Raw genomic sequence first — 18,252 nt, forward strand, 5'->3', positions numbered from 1 at the left:
TGCCCGGGTCAAGCCCGGGCCTGACGACGGTGGGACATCGTGCGTACAACGTCGACCAGCACGTGACTCCCCCCATGACCCACATGAAACGGGTCGCAAAAAAAGGGCGCTCCGAAGAGCGCCCCTTCCAAATCCTGCGATCGTGCCGCGATCAGGTGTTCATCGACTCGAAGAACTCCGCATTGCTCTTGGTGCTGCGCAGCTTGTCGAGCAGGAAGTCGATCGCGTCCATCGTGCCCATCGGATTGAGGATGCGGCGGAGGACGTACATCTTCTTGAGGTTCTGCGGCTCGGTGATGAGCTCCTCCTTGCGGGTGCCGGAGCGGGCGATGTCGATCGCCGGGAAGGTCCGCTTGTCGGCGACCTTGCGGTCGAGGATCAGCTCGGAGTTGCCGGTGCCCTTGAACTCTTCGAAGATCACTTCGTCCATGCGGCTGCCGGTGTCGACCAGCGCGGTCGCGATGATCGTGAGCGAGCCGCCTTCCTCGATGTTGCGCGCGGCACCGAAGAAGCGCTTCGGCCGCTGCAGCGCGTTGGCGTCGACACCGCCGGTCAGCACCTTGCCGGAGGACGGCACGACGGTGTTGTAGGCGCGGCCGAGGCGAGTGATCGAGTCCAGGAGGATGACGACGTCGCGGCCGTGCTCGACCAGGCGCTTGGCCTTCTCGATCACCATCTCCGCGACCTGGACGTGACGGGCCGCCGGCTCGTCGAAGGTCGACGAGACGACCTCGCCCTTGACCGACCGCTGCATGTCCGTGACTTCCTCGGGGCGCTCATCGATCAGCAGCACGATCAGATAGCACTCGGGATGATTGGCGGTGATCGAGTGCGCGATGTTCTGCATCAGCACGGTCTTGCCGGTGCGCGGCGGCGCGACGATCAGCGCGCGCTGGCCCTTGCCGATCGGCGCGACGATGTCGATGACGCGCGGCGACAGATCCTTGCGGGTCGGATCCTCGAGCTCGAGCCGGAAGCGCTCATCCGGAAACAGCGGCGTGAGGTTGTCGAAATTGACCTTGTGCTTGGACTTCTCGGGATCCTCGAAGTTCAGCGTGTTGACCTTCAGCAGCGCGAAATAGCGCTCGCCCTCTTTCGGGCTGCGGATGTGGCCCTCGATGGTGTCGCCGGTGCGCAGGCCGAAGCGGCGGATCTGCGACGGCGAGACGTAGATGTCGTCGGGGCCGGGCAGGTAGTTGGCGTCAGGCGAGCGCAGGAAGCCGAAGCCGTCGGAGAGAACCTCGACGACGCCTTCGCCGATGATGTCGGTTTCCTGGATGGCGAGCTGCTTGAGGATGGCGAACATCAGCTCCTGCTTGCGCATCGTGCTGGCGTTCTCGACCCCGTTTTCCTCCGCGAAGGAGACGAGCTCGGCCGGCGTCTTTGACTTGAGGTCCTGTAGTTTGATTTCCCGCATTGGGGGTGGTCCTGTGGAAGCGACTTGGGAGGGGATGCGAGGTGGCTGTGAGAAGGCGGACGAAAATGAGGTCCGCAGGTCTGAGCAAGGTTGGCGCCAATGAGGCACCAGACCTGATGCGGCGGCCGGTCAAGCCGGGACGCAACCACATCCGCCTGCGTGGGGTGGGATATTCACAATATAGAAAATCGCGCCGATGTTCGCAAGGCGTATGCGGCGGAGCGGTATTCCCGGCGATCGGATCAGAACGGCTTGACGATCACGAGAATCACCACGCCGATCATCAGCACCGTTGGTACTTCATTGATAATGCGATAGAATTTCTGGCTGCGCGTGTTCTGGTCGGCGCCGAATTCCCGCACCCAGCGGGTGAACAGGCCATGCACGCCCGACATGATCAGGACCAGCAGGAATTTCGCGTGAAACCAGCCGCTGGTATACCAGTGTCCGGCCCAGACCAGATAGAGGCCGGCAAGCCAGGTCACGGTGATCGCGGGATTGATGATCGCCTTCAGCAGGCGGCGCTCCATGACCTTGAAGGTCTCGGACTGCTTCGAGCCGATCTCCGCGTCGCAATGATAGACGAACAGCCGCGGCAGATAGAGCATGCCGGCCATCCACGCGATGACCGCAATGACGTGCAGCGCCTTGATCCACTCGTACATCGGACGTCGCGATCCCTTAACCGTCTGCTGACCATTGGGAGGCGAGACATATCCGTTAGCTCGATCGCTTCCAAACCAAATAATTTTAGAATCTTAAGGTTTGAGTCTAGGTAGCGGTGGATTGGACTCATGCAAAGCCGTCCGCAGATTGCCAGCGGCTTGTTCACATCCTTCAACAGGGCGGCATCGCTCAGCGGCTCTTGCGCGAGTCCGATGTGATTCAAATGCTTGTCGATTTTGCTCGACAGCTTATCCCAAGACAAATGACCGTCGTCCCGATATCATCAGGCGTGGGGCTTGAGTTGTCCCGGACAGCGACCGTGTGAAGAAGATTCGGGGTTATCCAGAGGGGTCGGGTCTCGACCGGTTTTTGGCCCCATCCTTCACAGGGATTCACAGATCGTTAAGGATTTGATGCCCACCACCGGCAATTACTTTCACCTGCATCTGGTTTCCGACTCGACCGGCGAAACCCTGATCACGGTTGCGCGAGCCGTCGCTGCGCAATACGCCAACGTGACCCCCGTCGAGCATGTCTATCCGCTGGTGCGCAGCCAGAAGCAGCTCGACCGCGTGCTCGACGAGATCGAGGAAGCGCCGGGGATCGTGCTGTTCACCTTGCTGGAGAAGGATCTGGTTTCCAGGCTCGAGGCGAAGTGCCAGCAGATCAACATCCCGAGCCTGTCGATCATCGGTCCGGTGATGCAGCTGTTCGAAGCCTATCTCGGCGCCTCCACGGCCGGCCGGGTCGGCGCGCAGCATGTGCTCAACGCCGAATATTTCGCGCGCATCGATGCGCTGAACTACACGATGCTCCATGACGACGGCCAGATGGTCGACGGTCTGGAGGACGCTGATGTGGTGCTGGTCGGCGTCTCCAGGACGTCGAAGACGCCGACCTCGATCTACCTCGCCAACCGCGGCGTGCGCACCGCCAATGTGCCGCTGGTCCCGGGCATCCCGATTCCGCACCAGCTGGAGATCCTGAAGAAGCCGCTGGTGGTCAGCCTGCATGCGACGCCGGAGCGCCTGATCCAGGTGCGGCAAAATCGTCTGCTCAGCATGGGTGCGGAAACCGGCAACGAGAACTATGTCGACAAGCAGTCGGTGACCGATGAAGTCGCCTATGCCCGCAAGCTCAGTGCGAAATTCAACTGGGTGATGCTCGACGTCACGCGGCGCTCGATCGAAGAGACGGCGGCCGCGATCCTGAAACTCTATTCCGACCGGCAGCGGCAGCGTCTGCCGGAATGAGCTGGTGACGATGACCTTATGGTGTGCTGACGCGCCGCTGGTGCTGGCCTCGCAGAGCCGGGCGCGGCGTATGTTGCTGCAGAACGCGGGCCTCGCTTGCGAGGCGGTGCCGGCGGATATCGACGAACGCGCCGTTCAAGCCGAGCAAGGGCTGGTCGCGCCCTACGAGATTGCACTGCATCTGGCCACGGCCAAGGCGCAGGCGGTCTCGGCGAAAATGCCGAATGCCTATGTCGTCGGCGCCGACCAGACGCTGGCGCTCGGCGAGCGCATGTTCAACAAGCCGGCGGGACGGCAGCAGGCCATGCATCAGCTGCTGGCCCTGGCCGGCCGCACCCACGCGCTGCATTCGGCGATTTCAGTCGTGCGCAATGGCGAGGTGCTGTTCTCGCATGTCGCCGTCGCCTGGATGACGATGCGGACGCTGACCGAGAGTGATGTGGCCTGCTATCTCGACACGGCCGGCCATGCGGTGCTGTCGAGCGTCGGTGCCTATCAGCTCGAAGGCCTGGGCGTGCATCTGTTCGACCGCATCGACGGTGATCACTTCACCATCCTCGGCCTGCCGCTGCTGCCCTTGCTGGCTTTTCTCCGCGAGGCCAGGCTGCTCAAATTCTAGCGGCAGCCGGAGCCGGTCGCCTGGGGAGAATACAAGGATGAGAGTGCTGGGGCTGACCGGCTCGATGGGAATGGGCAAGTCGACGACGGCCAAGCTGTTCGCCGAGGCCGGCGTTCCCGTCTACGACGCCGACGCCACCGTCCATAAGGTCTATGAAGGCGAGGCTGCCCCGGCCATCGAAGCCGCGTTTCCCGGCACCACCGTCGGCGGCAAGGTCGATCGGCCGAAGCTGTCGGCAGCGGTCGTCGGGAATCCCGACGCCATTCGCCGGCTCGAAGCGATCGTGCATCCGATGCTGCGCTCCTATCACCAGGCGTTCCTCGATCAGGCCGAGCAGTCCGGTGTGCCGGTCGCGGTCGTCGACGTACCGCTGCTGTTCGAAACCGGTGGCGACAAGCGGGTCGATGCCGTCGTCGTGGTGTCGACCTCGCCGGAGATCCAGCGTCAGCGCATCCTCGCGCGGGGCACGATGACCGAACAGGCTCTCGACGCGTTGCTGGCGCGGCAGATGCCGGATGCCGAGAAGCGCGCGCGCGCCGATTTCGTCGTGGATACATCCCATGGACTCGAGCCGGTCCGGGCCCGCATCCGCGACATCCTCGCCGAGGTCGTTAAGATGCCGCGGCGGCGCGGCTGATTCGAAGGCGCCGTTGCAGCGACGGACCGAGCCATGCGTGAGATCGTTCTCGACACCGAAACCACCGGCCTCGACGCGCTGCGCGGCGATCGCCTGGTCGAGATCGGATGTGTCGAGATCATCAACCGCATGCCGACGGGACAGGTGTTTCACCGCTACATCAATCCTCAGCGGGACATGCCGGCGGAGGCATTCGCGGTTCACGGCCTGTCGACCGAGTTCCTCTCGGACAAGCCGCTGTTCCATGAGGTGGTCGAGGACTTCCTGGCCTTCATCGGCGATGCGCCGCTGGTGATCCACAACGCCTCGTTCGACATCGGCTTCATCAATGCCGAGCTCGACCGCGTCAAGCGCGCGGCCATTCCGCGAGAGCGCCTGGTCGATACGCTGCTGCTGGCGCGGCGCAAGCATCCGGGCGTGTCGAACCGGCTCGACGATCTGTGCTCGCGCTACGCGATCGACAATTCCCGCCGCACCAAGCACGGCGCTCTGCTCGACGCGGAGCTGTTGGCCGAGGTCTATGTCGATCTGGTCGGGGCGCGTCAGTCGCAGTTGATCCTGACGCAGGATGCGCAGGAAATCCGCATCGGCAATGCCGGCGATACGCCGCGCCGTCAGCGCGATGTTCCCCTGGCGCCCCGGGTGACCGAGGCCGAGCGGGAGGCGCATCGCGCCTTCGTCGCCACCCTGGGCGACAAGCCCATCTGGATGGACTTCCTCACCGGAGCGTGACCCGAACCGAGGCTCGGGTCACGTCCGTCAATCACGTCCAATAATGTCTTAACGGATCAGCTCGGGCGGCCCTGCACGCCCTGGGCGGCGGCCTGACGTTCCATGTTCTGGCGGTAGAGGCTGACGAAGTCGACCGGGTCGAGCATCAAGGGCGGGAAGCCGCCGTCGCGAACCGAGTTGGCAACGATCTCGCGGGCGAACGGGAAAAGCAGCCGCGGGCACTCGATCAGCAGCATCGGGGACAGGTGCTCCTGGGGAACGTTGACCAGCCGGAACACGCCGCCATAGACCAGCTCGAAGCTGAACATCACCTGGGTGCCGCTCTCGGCCTTGCCCTCGATCGTCAAGGTCACTTCATATTCGGTTTCGGCGAGGGCGTTGGCGCCGACATTGATCTGGATGTTGATCTGCGGCGGCTGGCCCTGCGGCGCCAGCGACTGCGGCGCGTTCGGGTTCTCGAAGGAGAGATCCTTGATGTATTGCGCCAGCACGTTCAGTTGAGGAGGAGGGGCCGCCTCGGGAGTGGCGCCGTTACCGTTGGTCATCGAAGTGTTCTCCTGGCACAAAGGGCGGTTCGTTGCGGCGCGTGGCTACCATACGGCCGGCTTGTTCCACAAGGACGAGCGGGCGGAAGCCTTGGCCGGCCGCAAATATGGTTGTTCGAACGCGGTCCGGCGCGCTTTGTCGCACGTTACCATCCAGGGAGAGTCATTGGGCCACCCGGCAAGTTCAACCGGTCCCGGGCCTCGGCCATCCGATTTCCCCTAGGCCCTGAAACGGGTTAGGATGGGCGTGCCATCATGTGCCATTGGCCCGGCCCAATTCCATGACTACATCTGCCGGAGATGGGACCGATTCATGGGTCTTTACCCGGTTCTTGTTAAACGGGGCAGCCGATGGCCAGGCCACGCGTCCGGCCAGACGAGTCAGTCAGAAAGCGAACACGACGTGGACATTTACACCATCATCTTCCTGGGACTGGCGGTCTTCATCTTCCTGCGCTTGCGGTCGGTGCTCGGCCAGCGCACGGGAAGCGAGCGAACCCCGTTCGATCGGACGGCCCGGAACGCCGTGGGTGCGCCCGACAACCATGTGATGCCGGTTCCCGGCGCCCCGCTCGATCCGGCAGGCCCGGCCACAAGTGGCGCCGACTTCGGCGTGCCGAGCGATCGCTGGCGGGGCATTGCCGAGCCCGGCACCCCGCTCGCCCGCGGCCTCGATGCGATCGCGGCCAATGACGCGTCCTTCGACCCGCGGCATTTCCTGACCGGCGCGCGCAGCGCCTATGAGATGATCGTGCTGGCCTTCGCCAATGGCGACCGCCGCGCGTTGCGCGACCTGTTGTCCTCCGAGGTCTATGACAGCTTCGACGCCGTCATCAAGGATCGCGAGAAGAACGAGCACAAGACCGAGACGCGCTTCGTCTCGATCGACACGGCCGAGCTCGTCGGCGCCGAGGCGCGTGATCGCACCGCGCAGCTGACCGTCCGGTTCGTATCGCAGATGATCTCGGTGACGCGCGACAAGATGGGCAACATCGTCGATGGCAATCCGGACAAGGTTGCCGACATCACCGACATCTGGACCTTCGCCCGCGACACCGGCTCGCGCGATCCGAACTGGAAGCTGGTCGGTACCGGCAGCCATTGACGCCGACGAGGCGGGTCGCGGCGTCGTCGTCGCGGTCGGCGGACACCGTTGCAGGGGACATTGAGTCGAGCGGCGGGCTCATTTTTTTAACTCTGTTTTTCCGAATTCGCATTGAGTGGTCCTTTAATGGTGCAGGCATGGTTCGCGAAATTTGGAAGCGGGTTTTTACCGCCCGCAGCCTCAGATATTGGACTCCGGCGCTCGCTCTGAGCGTCGCGGCCATTGCGCTCGCGCCCTATGCTGCGGAGGCGGTTCGCGCGCGGCATCGCGCCGCCTCCCCGCCGATGCGCCACCTGCCCTATCCGCAGCTCGACTGGCCGATGGAAATCACCAACAGCCAGTACCAGCCGTTGTCCTGGAGCGAGGTGCCCGGATGGACCGATGATGATCAGCTCGCGGCCTATCGGACGTTCCGCGCGAGCTGCAAGCCGATCGCCGCGAAGACCGACGGCACGCCCGAGGATAAGGCGCTTGGCGATTCCCTGCGCGATCCCTGCCGCGAGGCTCGGACGGCCGAACTCGCCGACAGCGCCGCGGCGCGCGCGTTCTTCGAGCGCAATTTCGAGCCGCTGAGGATCTCCAAGCTCGGCGACGCCGACGGCTTCGTCACCGGCTACTACGAGCCGGTCATCGAGGGCTCACGGACGCAGAACGAGGTCTATAACGTTCCGGTCTATCGCCGCCCGTCCAACCTGTTCGTGCGCGGCTTCAAGCAGGACTCGGCAAGCCTGCCCAACAAGGGCCCGGTGTATCGCAAGATCGGCCGCCGCAAGCTCGTCCCCTATTACGATCGCGCCGAGATCGAGGACGGCGCCATCGAGGGCCGCGGCCTGGAGATCGCATGGCTGAGGAACCAGACGGACCTCTTGTTTGCGCAGATCCAGGGCTCGGCCCGCATCAGCCTCGACGACGGTTCGATGGTGCGCATCAACTACGACGCCTATAACGGCCATCCCTATACGCCGGTCGGCCGCATCCTGATCGAGCGCGGCATCATTCCGCGCGAGCAGATGTCGATGCAGCGCATCCGCGACTGGATGGAGCAGAATCCGCAAGGCGCCGACGAGCTGCGCCGGATGAACCGCTCCTACATCTTCTTCCGCGAGGTGCAGCTGTCCGAGAAGGATGAAGCCGTCGGCGCGCAGGGCATTCCGCTGACGCCGGGCCGCTCGATCGCGGTCGACAAGTCGCTGCACGTCTACGGCACGCCCTTCTTCATCACCGGCGAGCTGCCGATCGACTCCGAGAAGCAGAAGAACCCGTTTCACCGGCTGATGATCGCGCAGGATACGGGCTCGGCGATCGTGGGCCCTGCTCGTGCCGATCTTTATTTCGGCGCCGGACAGGAGGCCGGCAAGGTGTCCGGCCGGCTCAAGCACAGCATCCAATTCGTGATGCTGGTGCCGAGGAGCCTCGATCCGGTCGCGCGCGGCCGCAAGATGCCGCTGCCGGATGCGCGGCCGTCGGAGAAGATCGCGAAACTTTTCCCGCAGGTTCTGCCGAAGGAGCCGGTCAAGGACGCGCAGATCGAGCCGGCGAAGGATCAGTCAAGGGATCCGGCCAGGAGCCAGGACCAGCCCAGCACCGCCGCCTCCTCCGTCAAGGATGCGAAGGCCCCTGCCCCGGCGGCCGGCGCAAGCGCGACGACGACGGTGGCGCAGAACGTGATCGCGCCCGTGCCGCTGCCGGAGGCACGGCCGCGGCTCGAAAGTGATCGCAATTCCCGCCGACTGCGTTATGGCAGGCGTCACCGCAACACGCCATGAACCGCCGCCTCCATGTCGCATGATCCCGAGCCTCCGCGTGGCCGCCGCAAGCGCGGCCTGTCCGAGGACGAGCGCGCGCTGTGGGAGACGGTGGCACGGCAGGTGAAGCCGCTGCGCAAGACGCCGCGTCCAGTACGGCCGCACCCGCCGATGGCCACGGCCGAGCCGCAACCGGACAAACCGATGACGACGCCGCGTCCGGTCGCCCCCGTCGTGATCCCGAAGCCGGTCCGGCCGGCGATCCCGCCGCTGGTCTCGCTCGGCCGCAAGGAGCGCTCGAAACTGTCGCGCGGCCGCAGCGAGATCGACGCCCGGCTCGATCTCCACGGCATGACCCAGAGCCGCGCGCACCAGGCGCTGCATCATTTCCTCCACCGCGCGCAGCACGACGGCCTCACCTTCGTGCTGGTCATCACCGGCAAGGGCACGATCGGGGCTGACCCCGAGCGCGGCGTGCTCCGGCGGCAGGTGCCGCATTGGCTGAGCCTGCCCGAATTCCGCGCTCTGATCGTCGGCTTCGAGGAGGCCCATGTCGGCCATGGCGGCGCCGGCGCGCTCTATGTCCGGATCCGGCGGCCGCGCGGCTGACCGTCAGAACGGACGGATGATGCCGACGCGCGGGATGACCGTGACGATCCAACCCAGGATCGTCGTCTTGCGCTCGTCGCCATCGATGAGGGCCACGGGCTTGGTGGCAGGCAGCGTCCTCACCGCGTGCAGCATCAGCACCATGCAGACCACCCAGCTCGAGATCCAGCGCGAATAGTCGAACACCATCGCGAACATCACGAGATAGGCGAGGCTGATCATGCCAAGCGCGGCGATGACGATCTGGCGATGGCGCGGCTCGCCCAGCGCGTCCACGACCTGCTTGAAGACCCGCCACAGCGGCAGATGCAGCCAGAGCAGCAGCGCATAGACGGGCACGCCGAGCAGGTTCGACGGCAGCCGCGCCCAGGTGTCCTGCACCTCCTTGGCCAGCGGCTGATACCAGACATAGGCGAACTGCAAGAGATCGGAGCGCGACGGATCGACCATGCGCGTTTTCAGGTAGGTGACGAAGTCCGCCTCGGCCAGCGGCATCGTGCCGAGGAACTGCGCCGCCAGGAACAGCGCGCCGAGGCCGAGCAGCGCGATCGCGCCGACGACGACATCGCGCGTTGTGAGGGGGCGAGCGAGATAATAGCGCAGCACGACGATGGCGGTGATGGTCGGCACGTACATCAGCAGATGGATGTGGTGGATCAGCACGAGCAGGGCCGAGATCAACGCGGCGAGCAGCACATAAGCAAGCGAGCTCGCCGGTATCAGCAGCAGCACTATCGCGCCGAGGCAGCCGTAGATGTCGAAATGGCCGAGCGTGAACAGGAAGTTCTTGAATACAAACGGCGAGCCGGCGGTGAAGATGAATAGCGGAAGCTGGTTGCGGTCGAGCCCGAACATGCGCCGGAACAGCTGAACGAACAAGGCGAAGGTGATCAGCCAGACGCCGCCGGCCAGCGCGAACACCAGCCACACCGGCACCTTCGTGGTGAACAGGCCGACGACGGCGCCGATCAGCGCGCGCTTGATGAAGCCGTGATGATAGTCGACCAGCAGGTGGATGTAGGGGATGTAGGGCGGCAGCGTCAGCTTGTGGACGAACACGCCGAGCATCACCGCGGCGTTGACCGCGAGCATCGCGCGCCAGTGTCTCGCATAGGCGCCGGTCATGCGATCGTCGATCGCAGATCGATGTCGAGGCGGTCGGCGCCACGCCCACCGGCGTCGTCCCGGCCTTGAGCCGGGACCCATAGCCACCGCTGGTCGTGGTGAGACACGGCTGGAGCCGCCATCGGGAGTGACAATCAGCTTCGGTGGGTATGGGTCCCGGCGTTCGCCGGGACGACGGCGGAATGCGTGGCGCAGCCTCGGCTGATCAGAGCAGCGGCTACAAGATGAACCTGCTCAGATCCGCGTTCTTGGCGAGATCGCCGATGTGCTGCTGCACATAGGCGGCGTCGACGCGCATGGTCTCGCCTGATCGGTCGGACGCGGTGAAGGAGATGTCGTCGAGCACGCGCTCCATGACGGTCTGCAGCCGGCGGGCGCCGATGTTCTCGACCGTGGAGTTCACGGCCACCGCGACGTCGGCGAGCGCATCGATCGCGTCGTCGGTGATGTCGAGCGTGACGCCCTCGGTCTTCATCAGCGCCACATATTGCTTGATCAGCGACGCCTCCGGCTCGGTCAGGATGCGGCGCATGTCGTCGCGCGTCAGCGCCTGCAGCTCGACGCGGATCGGCAGGCGGCCCTGCAGCTCCGGCAGCAGGTCGGAGGGCTTGGCGATGTGGAAGGCGCCCGAGGCAATGAAGAGAATGTGGTCGGTCTTGACCGCGCCGTGCTTGGTCGAGACCGTCGTGCCCTCGATCAGCGGCAGCAAATCGCGCTGCACGCCCTCGCGCGACACGTCGCCGCCATGGCGGTTCTCGCGCACGCAGATCTTGTCGATCTCGTCGAGGAACACGATGCCGTTGTTCTCGACGACGCTGATCGCCTCCTGCACCAGCTGGTCGTTGTCGAGCAGCTTGTCGGATTCCTCGGCGATCAGGATGTCGTGCGAGGCCTCGACTGTGACGCGCCGCGTCTTGGTGCGGCCGCCGAGCTTGCCAAAGATGTCGCCGATCGAGATCGCGCCCATCTGCGCGCCCGGCATGCCCGGGATCTCGAACATCGGCATGCCGCCGCCCGACGACTGCGTCTCGATCTCGATTTCCTTGTCGTTGAGCTCGCCCGCCCGCAGCTTGCGGCGGAACGAGTCGCGGGTCGCGGCGCTGGAATTGGCGCCGACCAGCGCATCGAGCACGCGCTCCTCGGCGGCGAGCTGGGCGCGGGCGGCGACGTCCTTGCGCTTGCGCTCGCGCACCTGGTGAATCGCGACCTCGACGAGGTCGCGGATGATCTGCTCGACGTCGCGGCCGACATAGCCGACCTCGGTGAACTTGGTCGCCTCGACTTTAAGGAACGGCGCGCCGGCGAGCTTGGCGAGACGCCGCGCGATCTCGGTCTTGCCGACGCCGGTCGGGCCGATCATCAGGATGTTCTTCGGCAGCACCTCCTCGCGCAGCCCGGCATCGAGCTGCAGGCGCCGCCAGCGGTTGCGCAGGGCGATGGAGACGGCCCGCTTGGCGTCGGCCTGGCCGACGATGAAGCGGTCGAGTTCGGAGACGATTTCGCGCGGAGAAAAGTCGGTCATGGGCTCTAGCTAGGGTCGGATGGGGGCGAGGGCAAGCCGGATTCCGTGGGTCACAGCAGCGGCGGCCCGGCCTGCCACTGCCGGATCGCGTCGGTCGGATGGATCAGCATGAGGATGTTGAGGGTCAGGTTGTCACGGATGTGCAGGCCCACCCCGATCTCGAAAGCGATGGCGATCAGCACGGTCAGCCAGACCGGCAGCACCCGCGCGAGCAGAAAGCCGGTGATCATCGCCAGCGTATCGCCGACCGAGTTGACGATGCTGTCGCCGAAATAATCCAGCGAGATCGTCGCGGCGCGATAGCGCTCGATGATGAAGCTGGAGTTCTCGACCAGCTCCCAGGCACCCTCGATCAGCATCGCGATGATCAGCCGGCCCTGCCACGGCAGCCGCGGCACGACCAGCGCCGTCATCGCATAGAACAGGAAGCCGTGGATGATGTGCGAGAACGTGTACCAGTCGGTGAGATGCTGCGAGTTCTCCGAACTCTGCACCACGCCGTGCCACAGCTTGACGGTGCCGCAGGCGCAGATCGGCAGCCGGCCCATCGCGAACAGGATCGCGGCCTGCAGCGCCAGCAGCGCGAGCACCAGGGCGAGCCACAGCCCGGGCGATCGGCGGGACGCGACGCTGATCCCGTCCGCGCGCATCGTCTACTCGGCCGACAGTGCTTCGATGGTGACGTTGCGGTTGGTGTAGACGCAGATGTCGGCGGCGATGTCGAGCGAGCGGCGCACGATGCTTTCGGCGTCCTTGTCGGTATCGAGCAGCGCCCGCGCCGCCGCCAGCGCGTAATTGCCGCCGGAGCCGATCGCCATGACCCCCGCTTCCGGCTCCAGCACGTCGCCGGTGCCGGTGAGGACCAGCGAGACCTCCTTGTCGGCGACGATCATCATCGCCTCCAGCCGGCGCAGATAGCGGTCGGTCCGCCAGTCCTTGGCGAGCTCCACGGCCGCCCGGGTCAATTGCCCCGGATACTGCTCCAGCTTGCTCTCCAGCCGTTCGAACAGGGTGAACGCGTCCGCGGTGGCGCCGGCGAAGCCGCCGATGACGTCGCCCTTGCCGAGCTTGCGCACCTTGCGGGCGTTGGACTTGATCACGGTCTGGCCGATCGAGACCTGGCCGTCGCCGCCGACGACCACCCTGCCCCCCTTGCGGACGGTCAGGATCGTGGTGCCGTGCCAGACGGTGGGCTCATGGGAGGATGCGTGCATGGAAAGTCCCTGGTTGGTGCCCTCATTTAGGGCCTCAGGACCGGGGATACAATTACCGGGTCCCTGCCCTGCCCCTTCAGGCCTTGAAATCCGCTCACCATGGCCCGAGATCAGGCCTGGGGAGCGTCATCCCGCAGTAGCTAAGGTGTCATCCGCCTGATAAAAGGGCCGCGTTTTCAAGGGAAAGCTGACCCCATGCGTAGCGCGACCATCAAGCGCAAGACCAAAGAGACCGACATCGAGGTGTCCGTGAACCTCGACGGCACCGGCGTCGTGAACATTGCGACCGGTATCGGCTTCTTCGATCACATGCTGGATCTGCTCGCCCGGCATTCCCGCATCGACATGACCGTCAAGGCGGTCGGCGACCTGCATATCGATTTCCACCACACCACCGAGGATGTCGGCATCGCGCTCGGCCAGGCGGTCAAGCAGGCGCTCGGCGACATGGCCGGCATCACCCGCTACGCCTCGATCCACATGCCGATGGACGAGACGCTGACGCGGGTCGTCATCGACGTCTCCGGCCGGCCGATGCTGGTGTTCCGCACCACCTTCCCGCGCGACAAGATCGGCGAATTCGACACCGAGCTGGTGCGCGAATGGTTCAACGCGTTTGCCATGAACGCCGGCATCACCCTGCATGTCGAGACGCTGTACGGCGAGAACGCCCATCATATCGCCGAATCCTGCTTCAAGGGTCTGGCGCGGGCGCTGCGGACAGCGCTCGCGATCGATCCGCGCAACAAGGGCGAAGTGCCATCCACCAAGGGTCAGCTCGGCGGCTGACCTCCCTCCTCCAAGGGAATGATCGACATGCCCGTCTATACGGTTCACGCGCCCCTCGCCGCCGGAGCCGATCTGCGTTCGACGGATCGCTTCGTCTTCATCCGCGACGGCTTCCATCTGTGGGCCGCCGTGCTCGGCGCCGTCTGGCTGGCCTGGCACCGGCTGTGGCTGGCGGTGATCGGCTATATCGCATTGGTGATCGTGCTCGACCTGGTTCTGGCCAGGATCGGCGTCGGCCGCGGCGCGATCGCGTCCGTCGATCTCCTGATCGCGATCCTGCTCGGCCTCGAGGCCTCGAGCCTGAAGCGCTGGAGCTACTCGCGCGGCAACTGGCGCCAGCTCGACGTCGTCGTCGCCGACGATCTCGACGCCGCCGAACGCCGTTTCTTCGAGCGCTGGGCCGCGAGGCGCAGCGATCTCGGCTACGACAACAACACCGTCGACCGCGGCGCCGCGCCGCCGACGCGCGACAATGGCAACGGCCAGCGGCCGCCGCCGCTGCCCCATGCCAGCATCATTGGCTTGTTCCCCGAACCCGGAGGTGGACGATGAGCGTCGCAATCATCGATTACGGCTCCGGCAATCTGCATTCCGCCGCGAAAGCGTTCGAGCGCGCCGCGCGCAGCATGGAGGATCCGCAGAAGGTCGTCGTGACCCGCGATCCCGACACGGTGTATCGCGCAGATCGCATCGTGCTGCCGGGTGTCGGCGCCTTCGCCGATTGCCGCCGCGGCCTCGACGCCGTCGACGGCATGCTGGAAGCGATGACCGAGGCCGTGCGCCACAAGGCGCGGCCGTTCTTCGGCATCTGCGTCGGCATGCAGCTGATGGCGACGCGCGGCAAGGAGCATGTCACGACCGACGGCTTCGACTGGGTGTCCGGCGACGTCGAGAAGATCACGCCTGATGACGAGAGCCTGAAGATCCCGCATATGGGCTGGAACACGCTCGATGTGCTCAGGGAGCATCCGGTGCTGGAGAAGCTGCCGCTCGGGCCGAAAGGTCTGCACGCCTACTTCGTGCACTCCTATCACCTCAATGCCGTCAACGAGAACGACGTGCTGGCGCGCGCCGATTACGGCGGCCCGATCACGGCGATCGTCGGCAAGGACACCGCGATCGGCACGCAATTCCACCCCGAGAAGAGCCAGCGGTTCGGTCTCGCCTTGATTTCCAACTTCCTGAAATGGAAGCCGTGAGTGCAGCGTGCTTGTCCGTCCGAGCGACGGGCAGGGCGCCTGCCTGAAAGACAGCTCCGATGATCCTGTTTCCCGCTATCGACCTGAAGAACGGCCAATGCGTGCGCCTGGAGCAGGGCGACATGGCGCGCGCGACCGTGTTCAACCTCGATCCCGCCGCGCAAGCCAAGAGCTTCGCCGACCAGGGTTTTGACTATCTCCACGTCGTCGATCTCGACGGCGCCTTCGCCGGCAAGCCGATGAATGCGCAGGCCGTCGAGGCGATGCTGAAAGTCGTGAAGATGCCGGTGCAGCTCGGCGGCGGCATTCGCGATCTCAAGACGGTCGAGGCCTGGCTCGGCAAGGGCATCACCCGCGTCATCATCGGCACCGCCGCGGTGCGCGATCCCGAGCTGGTGAAGACGGCAGCCAAGGCCTTTCCGGGCCGCGTTGCCGTCGGCCTCGACGCGCGCGACGGCAAGGTCGCGGTGGAAGGCTGGGCCGAGACCTCCGAGGTCACCGCGCTCGACATTGCCAGACGTTTCGAGGACGCCGGCGTCGCCGCGATCATCTTCACGGACATCGCCCGCGACGGCCTGCTCAAGGGCCTGAATCTCGACGCCACCATCGCGCTCGGCGATGCCATCTCGATTCCCGTGATCGCCTCCGGCGGCCTCGCCTCGATCGAGGACGTCAAGGCGATGCTGACACCGCGGGCGAAGAAGCTCGAAGGCGCCATCGCAGGCCGCGCGCTCTACGACGGGCGGCTGGATCCCGCCGAAGCACTGGCGCTGATACGCGCGATCAGCGGGTAGGGGAGAACACGATGTTCAAGGTCCGCGTCATTCCCTGCCTCGACGTCAAGGACGGACGGGTCGTCAAGGGCGTCAACTTCGTCAATCTGCGCGACGCCGGCGATCCCGTCGAAGCGGCGATCGCCTATGACGCCGCCGGCGCCGACGAGCTCTGCTTTCTCGATATCACCGCGACCCATGAGAACCGCGGCATCATGCTCGATGTCGTTCGCCGCACGGCGGAAGCCTGCTTCATGCCGGTCACCGTCGGCGGCGGCGTGCGCACCATCGACGATATCAAGACATTGCTGCGCTCCGGCGCCGACAAGGTCTCGATCAACTCGGCCGCGGTGGCGCGGCGCGAGTTCGTGAAGGAAGCCGCCGAGAAGTTCGGCGAGCAGTGCATCGTGGTGGCGATCGACGCCAAGTCGGTGTCGCGGCCGGGCGGCGGCTCGCGCTGGGAGATCTTCACCCATGGCGGCCGCAAGTCGACCGGCATCGATGCGCTGGAATATGCGCAGGAAGTCGTCGCGCTCGGCGCCGGCGAGATCCTGCTGACCTCGATGGACCGCGACGGCACGCGGCAGGGTTTCGACCTGCCGCTGACCCGGGCAGTGGCCGACAGCGTCCCGGTTCCGGTGATCGCCTCCGGCGGCGTCGGCAATCTCGATCACCTGGTCGACGGCATCCGGCAGGGCAGGGCGACGGCGGTATTGGCCGCCTCGATCTTCCATTTCGGGGAATTTACCATCCGTCAGGCCAAGGAGCACATGGTGCGCCAGGGGCTGCCGATGCGGCTCGATCCCTGACGACATTGCGCCGCAAAAATGTTAGATGAACGAAGGTCCGCTCGGCTCGGGGCGGACCCCGTTCCGAGACCTGGCTGATGTCCCGCTTCACGCTTCACGACCTGGCTGCCATCATCGACGCGCGCGCCGCGGCGGGCGGCGAGGCGTCCTATACGCGCAAGCTGCTCGACAAGGGTCCGGCGCAGTGCGCCAAGAAGATGGGCGAGGAGGCGGTCGAGACGGTCATCGCCGGCGTCGGCACCGATCGCGAGCATCTGATCTCCGAAAGCGCCGATCTGCTGTTTCATTTGTTGGTGCTGCTGAAGTCGCGCGACATCAAGCTCGACGAGGTCGAGGCGGCGCTTGGCAAGCGGACCGGCCAATCCGGCCTGGAAGAAAAGGCGTCGCGCAAGACGGAGTAGGGCGCGACGGCGGGGGAAACGAAGGGCAGCGTCATGGATATGCGCACCACCGAACAACAATATAATCCGTACCGCGTCTTCACCCGCCAGCAATGGGCCGAGCTGCGCAACGATACGCCGATGACCTTGGAGCCCGGCGAGTTCTCCAAATTGCGCTCGATGCACGACCGCCTCGACCTGCAGGAGGTCGAGGACATCTATCTGCCGCTGTCGCGACTGCTGTCGATGTATGTCGATGCCGCTCAGCGGCTGTACTACGCACAGCGCCAGTTCCTCGGCATCCGCGACCGCAAGATGCCCTACATCATCGGCGTCGCCGGCTCGGTCTCGGTCGGCAAGTCGACCACCGCGCGCGTGCTGCAGGCGCTGCTGACCCGCTGGTCGCCGCGGCCCAAGGTCGATCTCATCACCACCGACGGTTTTCTGTTTCCGAACGCGGTGCTCGAACGGCAGGGCCTGATGCAGAAGAAGGGCTTTCCGGAGAGCTACGACAAGGCACGGCTGCTCGCCTTCCTCTCCGACATCAAGGCCGGCCGCCATCCGGTGCGCGCGCCGGTCTACTCGCATCTCAGCTACGACATCGTGCCCAACCAGTGGACGGAAATCGACCAGCCGGACATCCTGATCGTCGAGGGCGTCAACGTGCTGCAGACGGGTCCCTTGCCGCGCGACGGCAAGGCGGTGCCCGTGGTGTCGGACTTCTTCGACTTCTCGGTCTATATCGACGCCGAGGAGGCGGTGCTGCGCAAATGGTACGTGAAGCGCTTCCTGTCGCTGCGCGACACGGCGTTCCACGATCCCCGCTCCTACTTCAACCGCTACGCGTTGCTGTCGGACGAAGAGGCCACCGCCACCGCGATCGCGATCTGGGAGCGCACCAACCTCGCCAACCTCGAGGACAACATCCTGCCGACCCGCCCGCGCGCGACCCTGATCCTGAAGAAGGGGGCCGACCACGAGATCGAGACCGTGGCGCTCAGGCGGCTGTGAGTTGAATGGCCCAGGCAGATGCGGGCATCAGTTGGCGTTGATGCCGTCCTTTCTGTAGTGATTGGCACGATTCTGAGGCTTGCGCCGCTCTAACCTCTCCCC

The 18,252-nt window shown here is 65.2% G+C and carries 21 protein-coding genes; 14 read left to right on the top strand and 7 right to left on the bottom strand.

The window, feature by feature from the left end; genetic code table 11:
- Nucleotides 1-151: 151 nt before the first annotated feature.
- Nucleotides 152-1,417 carry a transcription termination factor Rho gene (gene rho / locus BRAS3809_RS28885; RefSeq protein ID WP_008965552.1) on the bottom strand — a complete coding sequence of 422 codons (1,266 nt, stop codon included), beginning with the start codon at nucleotides 1,415-1,417 and terminating at the stop codon, nucleotides 152-154.
- Nucleotides 1,418-1,659: 242 nt separating this feature from the next.
- Nucleotides 1,660-2,082, bottom strand: a complete 423-nt coding sequence (gene hemJ / locus BRAS3809_RS28890; RefSeq protein WP_008965553.1) for a protoporphyrinogen oxidase HemJ — start codon at nucleotides 2,080-2,082, stop codon at nucleotides 1,660-1,662.
- Nucleotides 2,083-2,496: 414 nt separating this feature from the next.
- On the opposite strand from hemJ, the gene BRAS3809_RS28895 reads away from it, so the two are divergent.
- From BRAS3809_RS28895 to dnaQ, 4 genes are read left to right on the top strand one after another with little or no spacing between them, the layout of a single operon-like run.
- Nucleotides 2,497-3,336 (top strand): pyruvate, water dikinase regulatory protein, encoded by an 840-nt coding sequence (locus tag BRAS3809_RS28895; protein WP_008965555.1) that lies wholly within the window; start codon nucleotides 2,497-2,499, stop codon nucleotides 3,334-3,336.
- 10 nt (nucleotides 3,337-3,346) lie between these two features.
- Nucleotides 3,347-3,955 (top strand): Maf family protein, encoded by a 609-nt coding sequence (locus BRAS3809_RS28900; protein WP_008965556.1) that lies wholly within the window; start codon nucleotides 3,347-3,349, stop codon nucleotides 3,953-3,955.
- Between the two features lie 37 nt (nucleotides 3,956-3,992).
- Nucleotides 3,993-4,592 (top strand): dephospho-CoA kinase, encoded by a 600-nt coding sequence (gene coaE / locus BRAS3809_RS28905; RefSeq protein WP_008965557.1) that lies wholly within the window; start codon nucleotides 3,993-3,995, stop codon nucleotides 4,590-4,592.
- A 33-nt stretch (nucleotides 4,593-4,625) separates the two neighbouring features.
- Entirely contained in the window at nucleotides 4,626-5,324 is a 699-nt protein-coding gene (gene dnaQ / locus BRAS3809_RS28910) for a DNA polymerase III subunit epsilon (protein ID WP_008965558.1), read from the top strand.
- A gap of 56 nt (nucleotides 5,325-5,380) precedes the next feature.
- Here the strand turns inward: dnaQ and secB are convergent, their stop codons facing one another.
- On the bottom strand, nucleotides 5,381-5,869 hold the full coding sequence (gene secB, locus BRAS3809_RS28915) for a protein-export chaperone SecB (RefSeq protein ID WP_008965559.1): 489 nt from the start codon (nucleotides 5,867-5,869) through the stop codon (nucleotides 5,381-5,383).
- 403 nt (nucleotides 5,870-6,272) lie between these two features.
- Here secB and BRAS3809_RS28920 point away from each other — a divergent pair, with 403 nt between their 5' ends.
- The 3 genes from BRAS3809_RS28920 to BRAS3809_RS28930 all read left to right on the top strand — a co-directional run bounded on the left by BRAS3809_RS28920 (nucleotide 6,273) and on the right by BRAS3809_RS28930 (nucleotide 9,328).
- Nucleotides 6,273-6,974, top strand: coding sequence for a Tim44/TimA family putative adaptor protein (locus BRAS3809_RS28920; protein WP_008965560.1), 702 nt, complete (start codon nucleotides 6,273-6,275; stop codon nucleotides 6,972-6,974).
- 137 nt (nucleotides 6,975-7,111) lie between these two features.
- Nucleotides 7,112-8,740, top strand: a complete 1,629-nt coding sequence (gene mltA / locus BRAS3809_RS28925) for a murein transglycosylase A (RefSeq protein WP_008965561.1) — start codon at nucleotides 7,112-7,114, stop codon at nucleotides 8,738-8,740.
- Between the two features lie 12 nt (nucleotides 8,741-8,752).
- Entirely contained in the window at nucleotides 8,753-9,328 is a 576-nt protein-coding gene (locus BRAS3809_RS28930) for a Smr/MutS family protein (RefSeq protein ID WP_008965562.1), read from the top strand.
- Between the two features lie 3 nt (nucleotides 9,329-9,331).
- Here BRAS3809_RS28930 and BRAS3809_RS28935 read toward each other — a convergent pair whose 3' ends face one another.
- The 4 genes from BRAS3809_RS28935 to hslV form a co-directional block, all read right to left on the bottom strand.
- Nucleotides 9,332-10,453, bottom strand: a complete 1,122-nt coding sequence (locus BRAS3809_RS28935; RefSeq protein WP_008965563.1) for a hypothetical protein — start codon at nucleotides 10,451-10,453, stop codon at nucleotides 9,332-9,334.
- 217 nt (nucleotides 10,454-10,670) lie between these two features.
- A complete protein-coding gene (hslU, locus tag BRAS3809_RS28940) occupies nucleotides 10,671-11,975 on the bottom strand; it encodes an ATP-dependent protease ATPase subunit HslU (protein WP_008965564.1) in 1,305 nt (434 codons plus the stop codon).
- A 50-nt stretch (nucleotides 11,976-12,025) separates the two neighbouring features.
- Nucleotides 12,026-12,625, bottom strand: a complete 600-nt coding sequence (locus tag BRAS3809_RS28945) for a DUF2585 domain-containing protein (protein ID WP_008965565.1) — start codon at nucleotides 12,623-12,625, stop codon at nucleotides 12,026-12,028.
- A gap of 3 nt (nucleotides 12,626-12,628) precedes the next feature.
- Entirely contained in the window at nucleotides 12,629-13,189 is a 561-nt protein-coding gene (gene hslV, locus BRAS3809_RS28950) for an ATP-dependent protease subunit HslV (protein ID WP_008965566.1), read from the bottom strand.
- A gap of 195 nt (nucleotides 13,190-13,384) precedes the next feature.
- Between hslV and hisB the strand changes: the two genes are divergently transcribed.
- The 7 genes from hisB (at nucleotide 13,385) to coaA (ending at nucleotide 18,150) form a co-directional block, all read left to right on the top strand.
- Nucleotides 13,385-13,978: an imidazoleglycerol-phosphate dehydratase HisB gene (hisB, locus tag BRAS3809_RS28955; protein ID WP_008965567.1), complete on the top strand. Its 594-nt coding sequence runs from the start codon at nucleotides 13,385-13,387 to the stop codon at nucleotides 13,976-13,978.
- 27 nt (nucleotides 13,979-14,005) lie between these two features.
- Complete coding sequence (locus BRAS3809_RS28960) at nucleotides 14,006-14,530, top strand: DUF2628 domain-containing protein (RefSeq protein WP_008965568.1); 525 nt, start codon at nucleotides 14,006-14,008, stop codon at nucleotides 14,528-14,530.
- Nucleotides 14,527-15,177, top strand: coding sequence for an imidazole glycerol phosphate synthase subunit HisH (gene hisH, locus BRAS3809_RS28965; protein ID WP_008965569.1), 651 nt, complete (start codon nucleotides 14,527-14,529; stop codon nucleotides 15,175-15,177). The genes BRAS3809_RS28960 and hisH overlap by 4 nt, the downstream gene beginning before the upstream one ends.
- A 59-nt stretch (nucleotides 15,178-15,236) precedes the next feature.
- Nucleotides 15,237-15,971: a 1-(5-phosphoribosyl)-5-[(5-phosphoribosylamino)methylideneamino]imidazole-4-carboxamide isomerase gene (gene hisA / locus BRAS3809_RS28970; protein WP_008965570.1), complete on the top strand. Its 735-nt coding sequence runs from the start codon at nucleotides 15,237-15,239 to the stop codon at nucleotides 15,969-15,971.
- Between the two features lie 11 nt (nucleotides 15,972-15,982).
- The gene (gene hisF / locus BRAS3809_RS28975; protein ID WP_006612658.1) at nucleotides 15,983-16,759 is read left to right on the top strand and encodes an imidazole glycerol phosphate synthase subunit HisF; all 777 of its coding nucleotides are present in this window, start codon (nucleotides 15,983-15,985) and stop codon (nucleotides 16,757-16,759) included.
- Nucleotides 16,760-16,836: 77 nt separating this feature from the next.
- On the top strand, nucleotides 16,837-17,160 hold the full coding sequence (locus BRAS3809_RS28980; protein WP_008965571.1) for a phosphoribosyl-ATP diphosphatase: 324 nt from the start codon (nucleotides 16,837-16,839) through the stop codon (nucleotides 17,158-17,160).
- A 33-nt stretch (nucleotides 17,161-17,193) separates the two neighbouring features.
- Complete coding sequence (coaA, locus tag BRAS3809_RS28985; RefSeq protein WP_008965572.1) at nucleotides 17,194-18,150, top strand: type I pantothenate kinase; 957 nt, start codon at nucleotides 17,194-17,196, stop codon at nucleotides 18,148-18,150.
- The last annotated feature ends 102 nt before the right edge of the window (nucleotides 18,151-18,252 follow it).

It is taken from the genome of Bradyrhizobium sp. STM 3809, assembly GCF_000239795.1.
In the GTDB taxonomy this organism is placed as follows: Bacteria; Pseudomonadota; Alphaproteobacteria; order Rhizobiales; family Xanthobacteraceae; genus Bradyrhizobium.

What these genes read in the sequence shown, in the direction of transcription:
- BRAS3809_RS28980 (WP_008965571.1), top strand. Translation starts at nt 16,837, where the DNA reads ATGTCCCGCTTCACGCTTCACGACCTGGCTGCCATCATCGACGCGCGC.
- hisF (WP_006612658.1), top strand. Translation starts at nt 15,983, where the DNA reads ATGTTCAAGGTCCGCGTCATTCCCTGCCTCGACGTCAAGGACGGACGG.
- coaE (WP_008965557.1), top strand. Translation starts at nt 3,993, where the DNA reads ATGAGAGTGCTGGGGCTGACCGGCTCGATGGGAATGGGCAAGTCGACG.
- BRAS3809_RS28945 (WP_008965565.1), bottom strand. Translation starts at nt 12,625, where the DNA reads ATGCGCGCGGACGGGATCAGCGTCGCGTCCCGCCGATCGCCCGGGCTG.
- hslV (WP_008965566.1), bottom strand. Translation starts at nt 13,189, where the DNA reads ATGCACGCATCCTCCCATGAGCCCACCGTCTGGCACGGCACCACGATC.
- mltA (WP_008965561.1), top strand. Translation starts at nt 7,112, where the DNA reads ATGGTTCGCGAAATTTGGAAGCGGGTTTTTACCGCCCGCAGCCTCAGA.
- hisA (WP_008965570.1), top strand. Translation starts at nt 15,237, where the DNA reads ATGATCCTGTTTCCCGCTATCGACCTGAAGAACGGCCAATGCGTGCGC.
- hisH (WP_008965569.1), top strand. Translation starts at nt 14,527, where the DNA reads ATGAGCGTCGCAATCATCGATTACGGCTCCGGCAATCTGCATTCCGCC.
- BRAS3809_RS28960 (WP_008965568.1), top strand. Translation starts at nt 14,006, where the DNA reads ATGCCCGTCTATACGGTTCACGCGCCCCTCGCCGCCGGAGCCGATCTG.
- hslU (WP_008965564.1), bottom strand. Translation starts at nt 11,975, where the DNA reads ATGACCGACTTTTCTCCGCGCGAAATCGTCTCCGAACTCGACCGCTTC.
- hisB (WP_008965567.1), top strand. Translation starts at nt 13,385, where the DNA reads ATGCGTAGCGCGACCATCAAGCGCAAGACCAAAGAGACCGACATCGAG.
- BRAS3809_RS28900 (WP_008965556.1), top strand. Translation starts at nt 3,347, where the DNA reads ATGACCTTATGGTGTGCTGACGCGCCGCTGGTGCTGGCCTCGCAGAGC.
- secB (WP_008965559.1), bottom strand. Translation starts at nt 5,869, where the DNA reads ATGACCAACGGTAACGGCGCCACTCCCGAGGCGGCCCCTCCTCCTCAA.
- dnaQ (WP_008965558.1), top strand. Translation starts at nt 4,626, where the DNA reads ATGCGTGAGATCGTTCTCGACACCGAAACCACCGGCCTCGACGCGCTG.
- BRAS3809_RS28930 (WP_008965562.1), top strand. Translation starts at nt 8,753, where the DNA reads ATGTCGCATGATCCCGAGCCTCCGCGTGGCCGCCGCAAGCGCGGCCTG.
- BRAS3809_RS28895 (WP_008965555.1), top strand. Translation starts at nt 2,497, where the DNA reads ATGCCCACCACCGGCAATTACTTTCACCTGCATCTGGTTTCCGACTCG.
- BRAS3809_RS28935 (WP_008965563.1), bottom strand. Translation starts at nt 10,453, where the DNA reads ATGACCGGCGCCTATGCGAGACACTGGCGCGCGATGCTCGCGGTCAAC.
- rho (WP_008965552.1), bottom strand. Translation starts at nt 1,417, where the DNA reads ATGCGGGAAATCAAACTACAGGACCTCAAGTCAAAGACGCCGGCCGAG.
- hemJ (WP_008965553.1), bottom strand. Translation starts at nt 2,082, where the DNA reads ATGTACGAGTGGATCAAGGCGCTGCACGTCATTGCGGTCATCGCGTGG.
- coaA (WP_008965572.1), top strand. Translation starts at nt 17,194, where the DNA reads ATGGATATGCGCACCACCGAACAACAATATAATCCGTACCGCGTCTTC.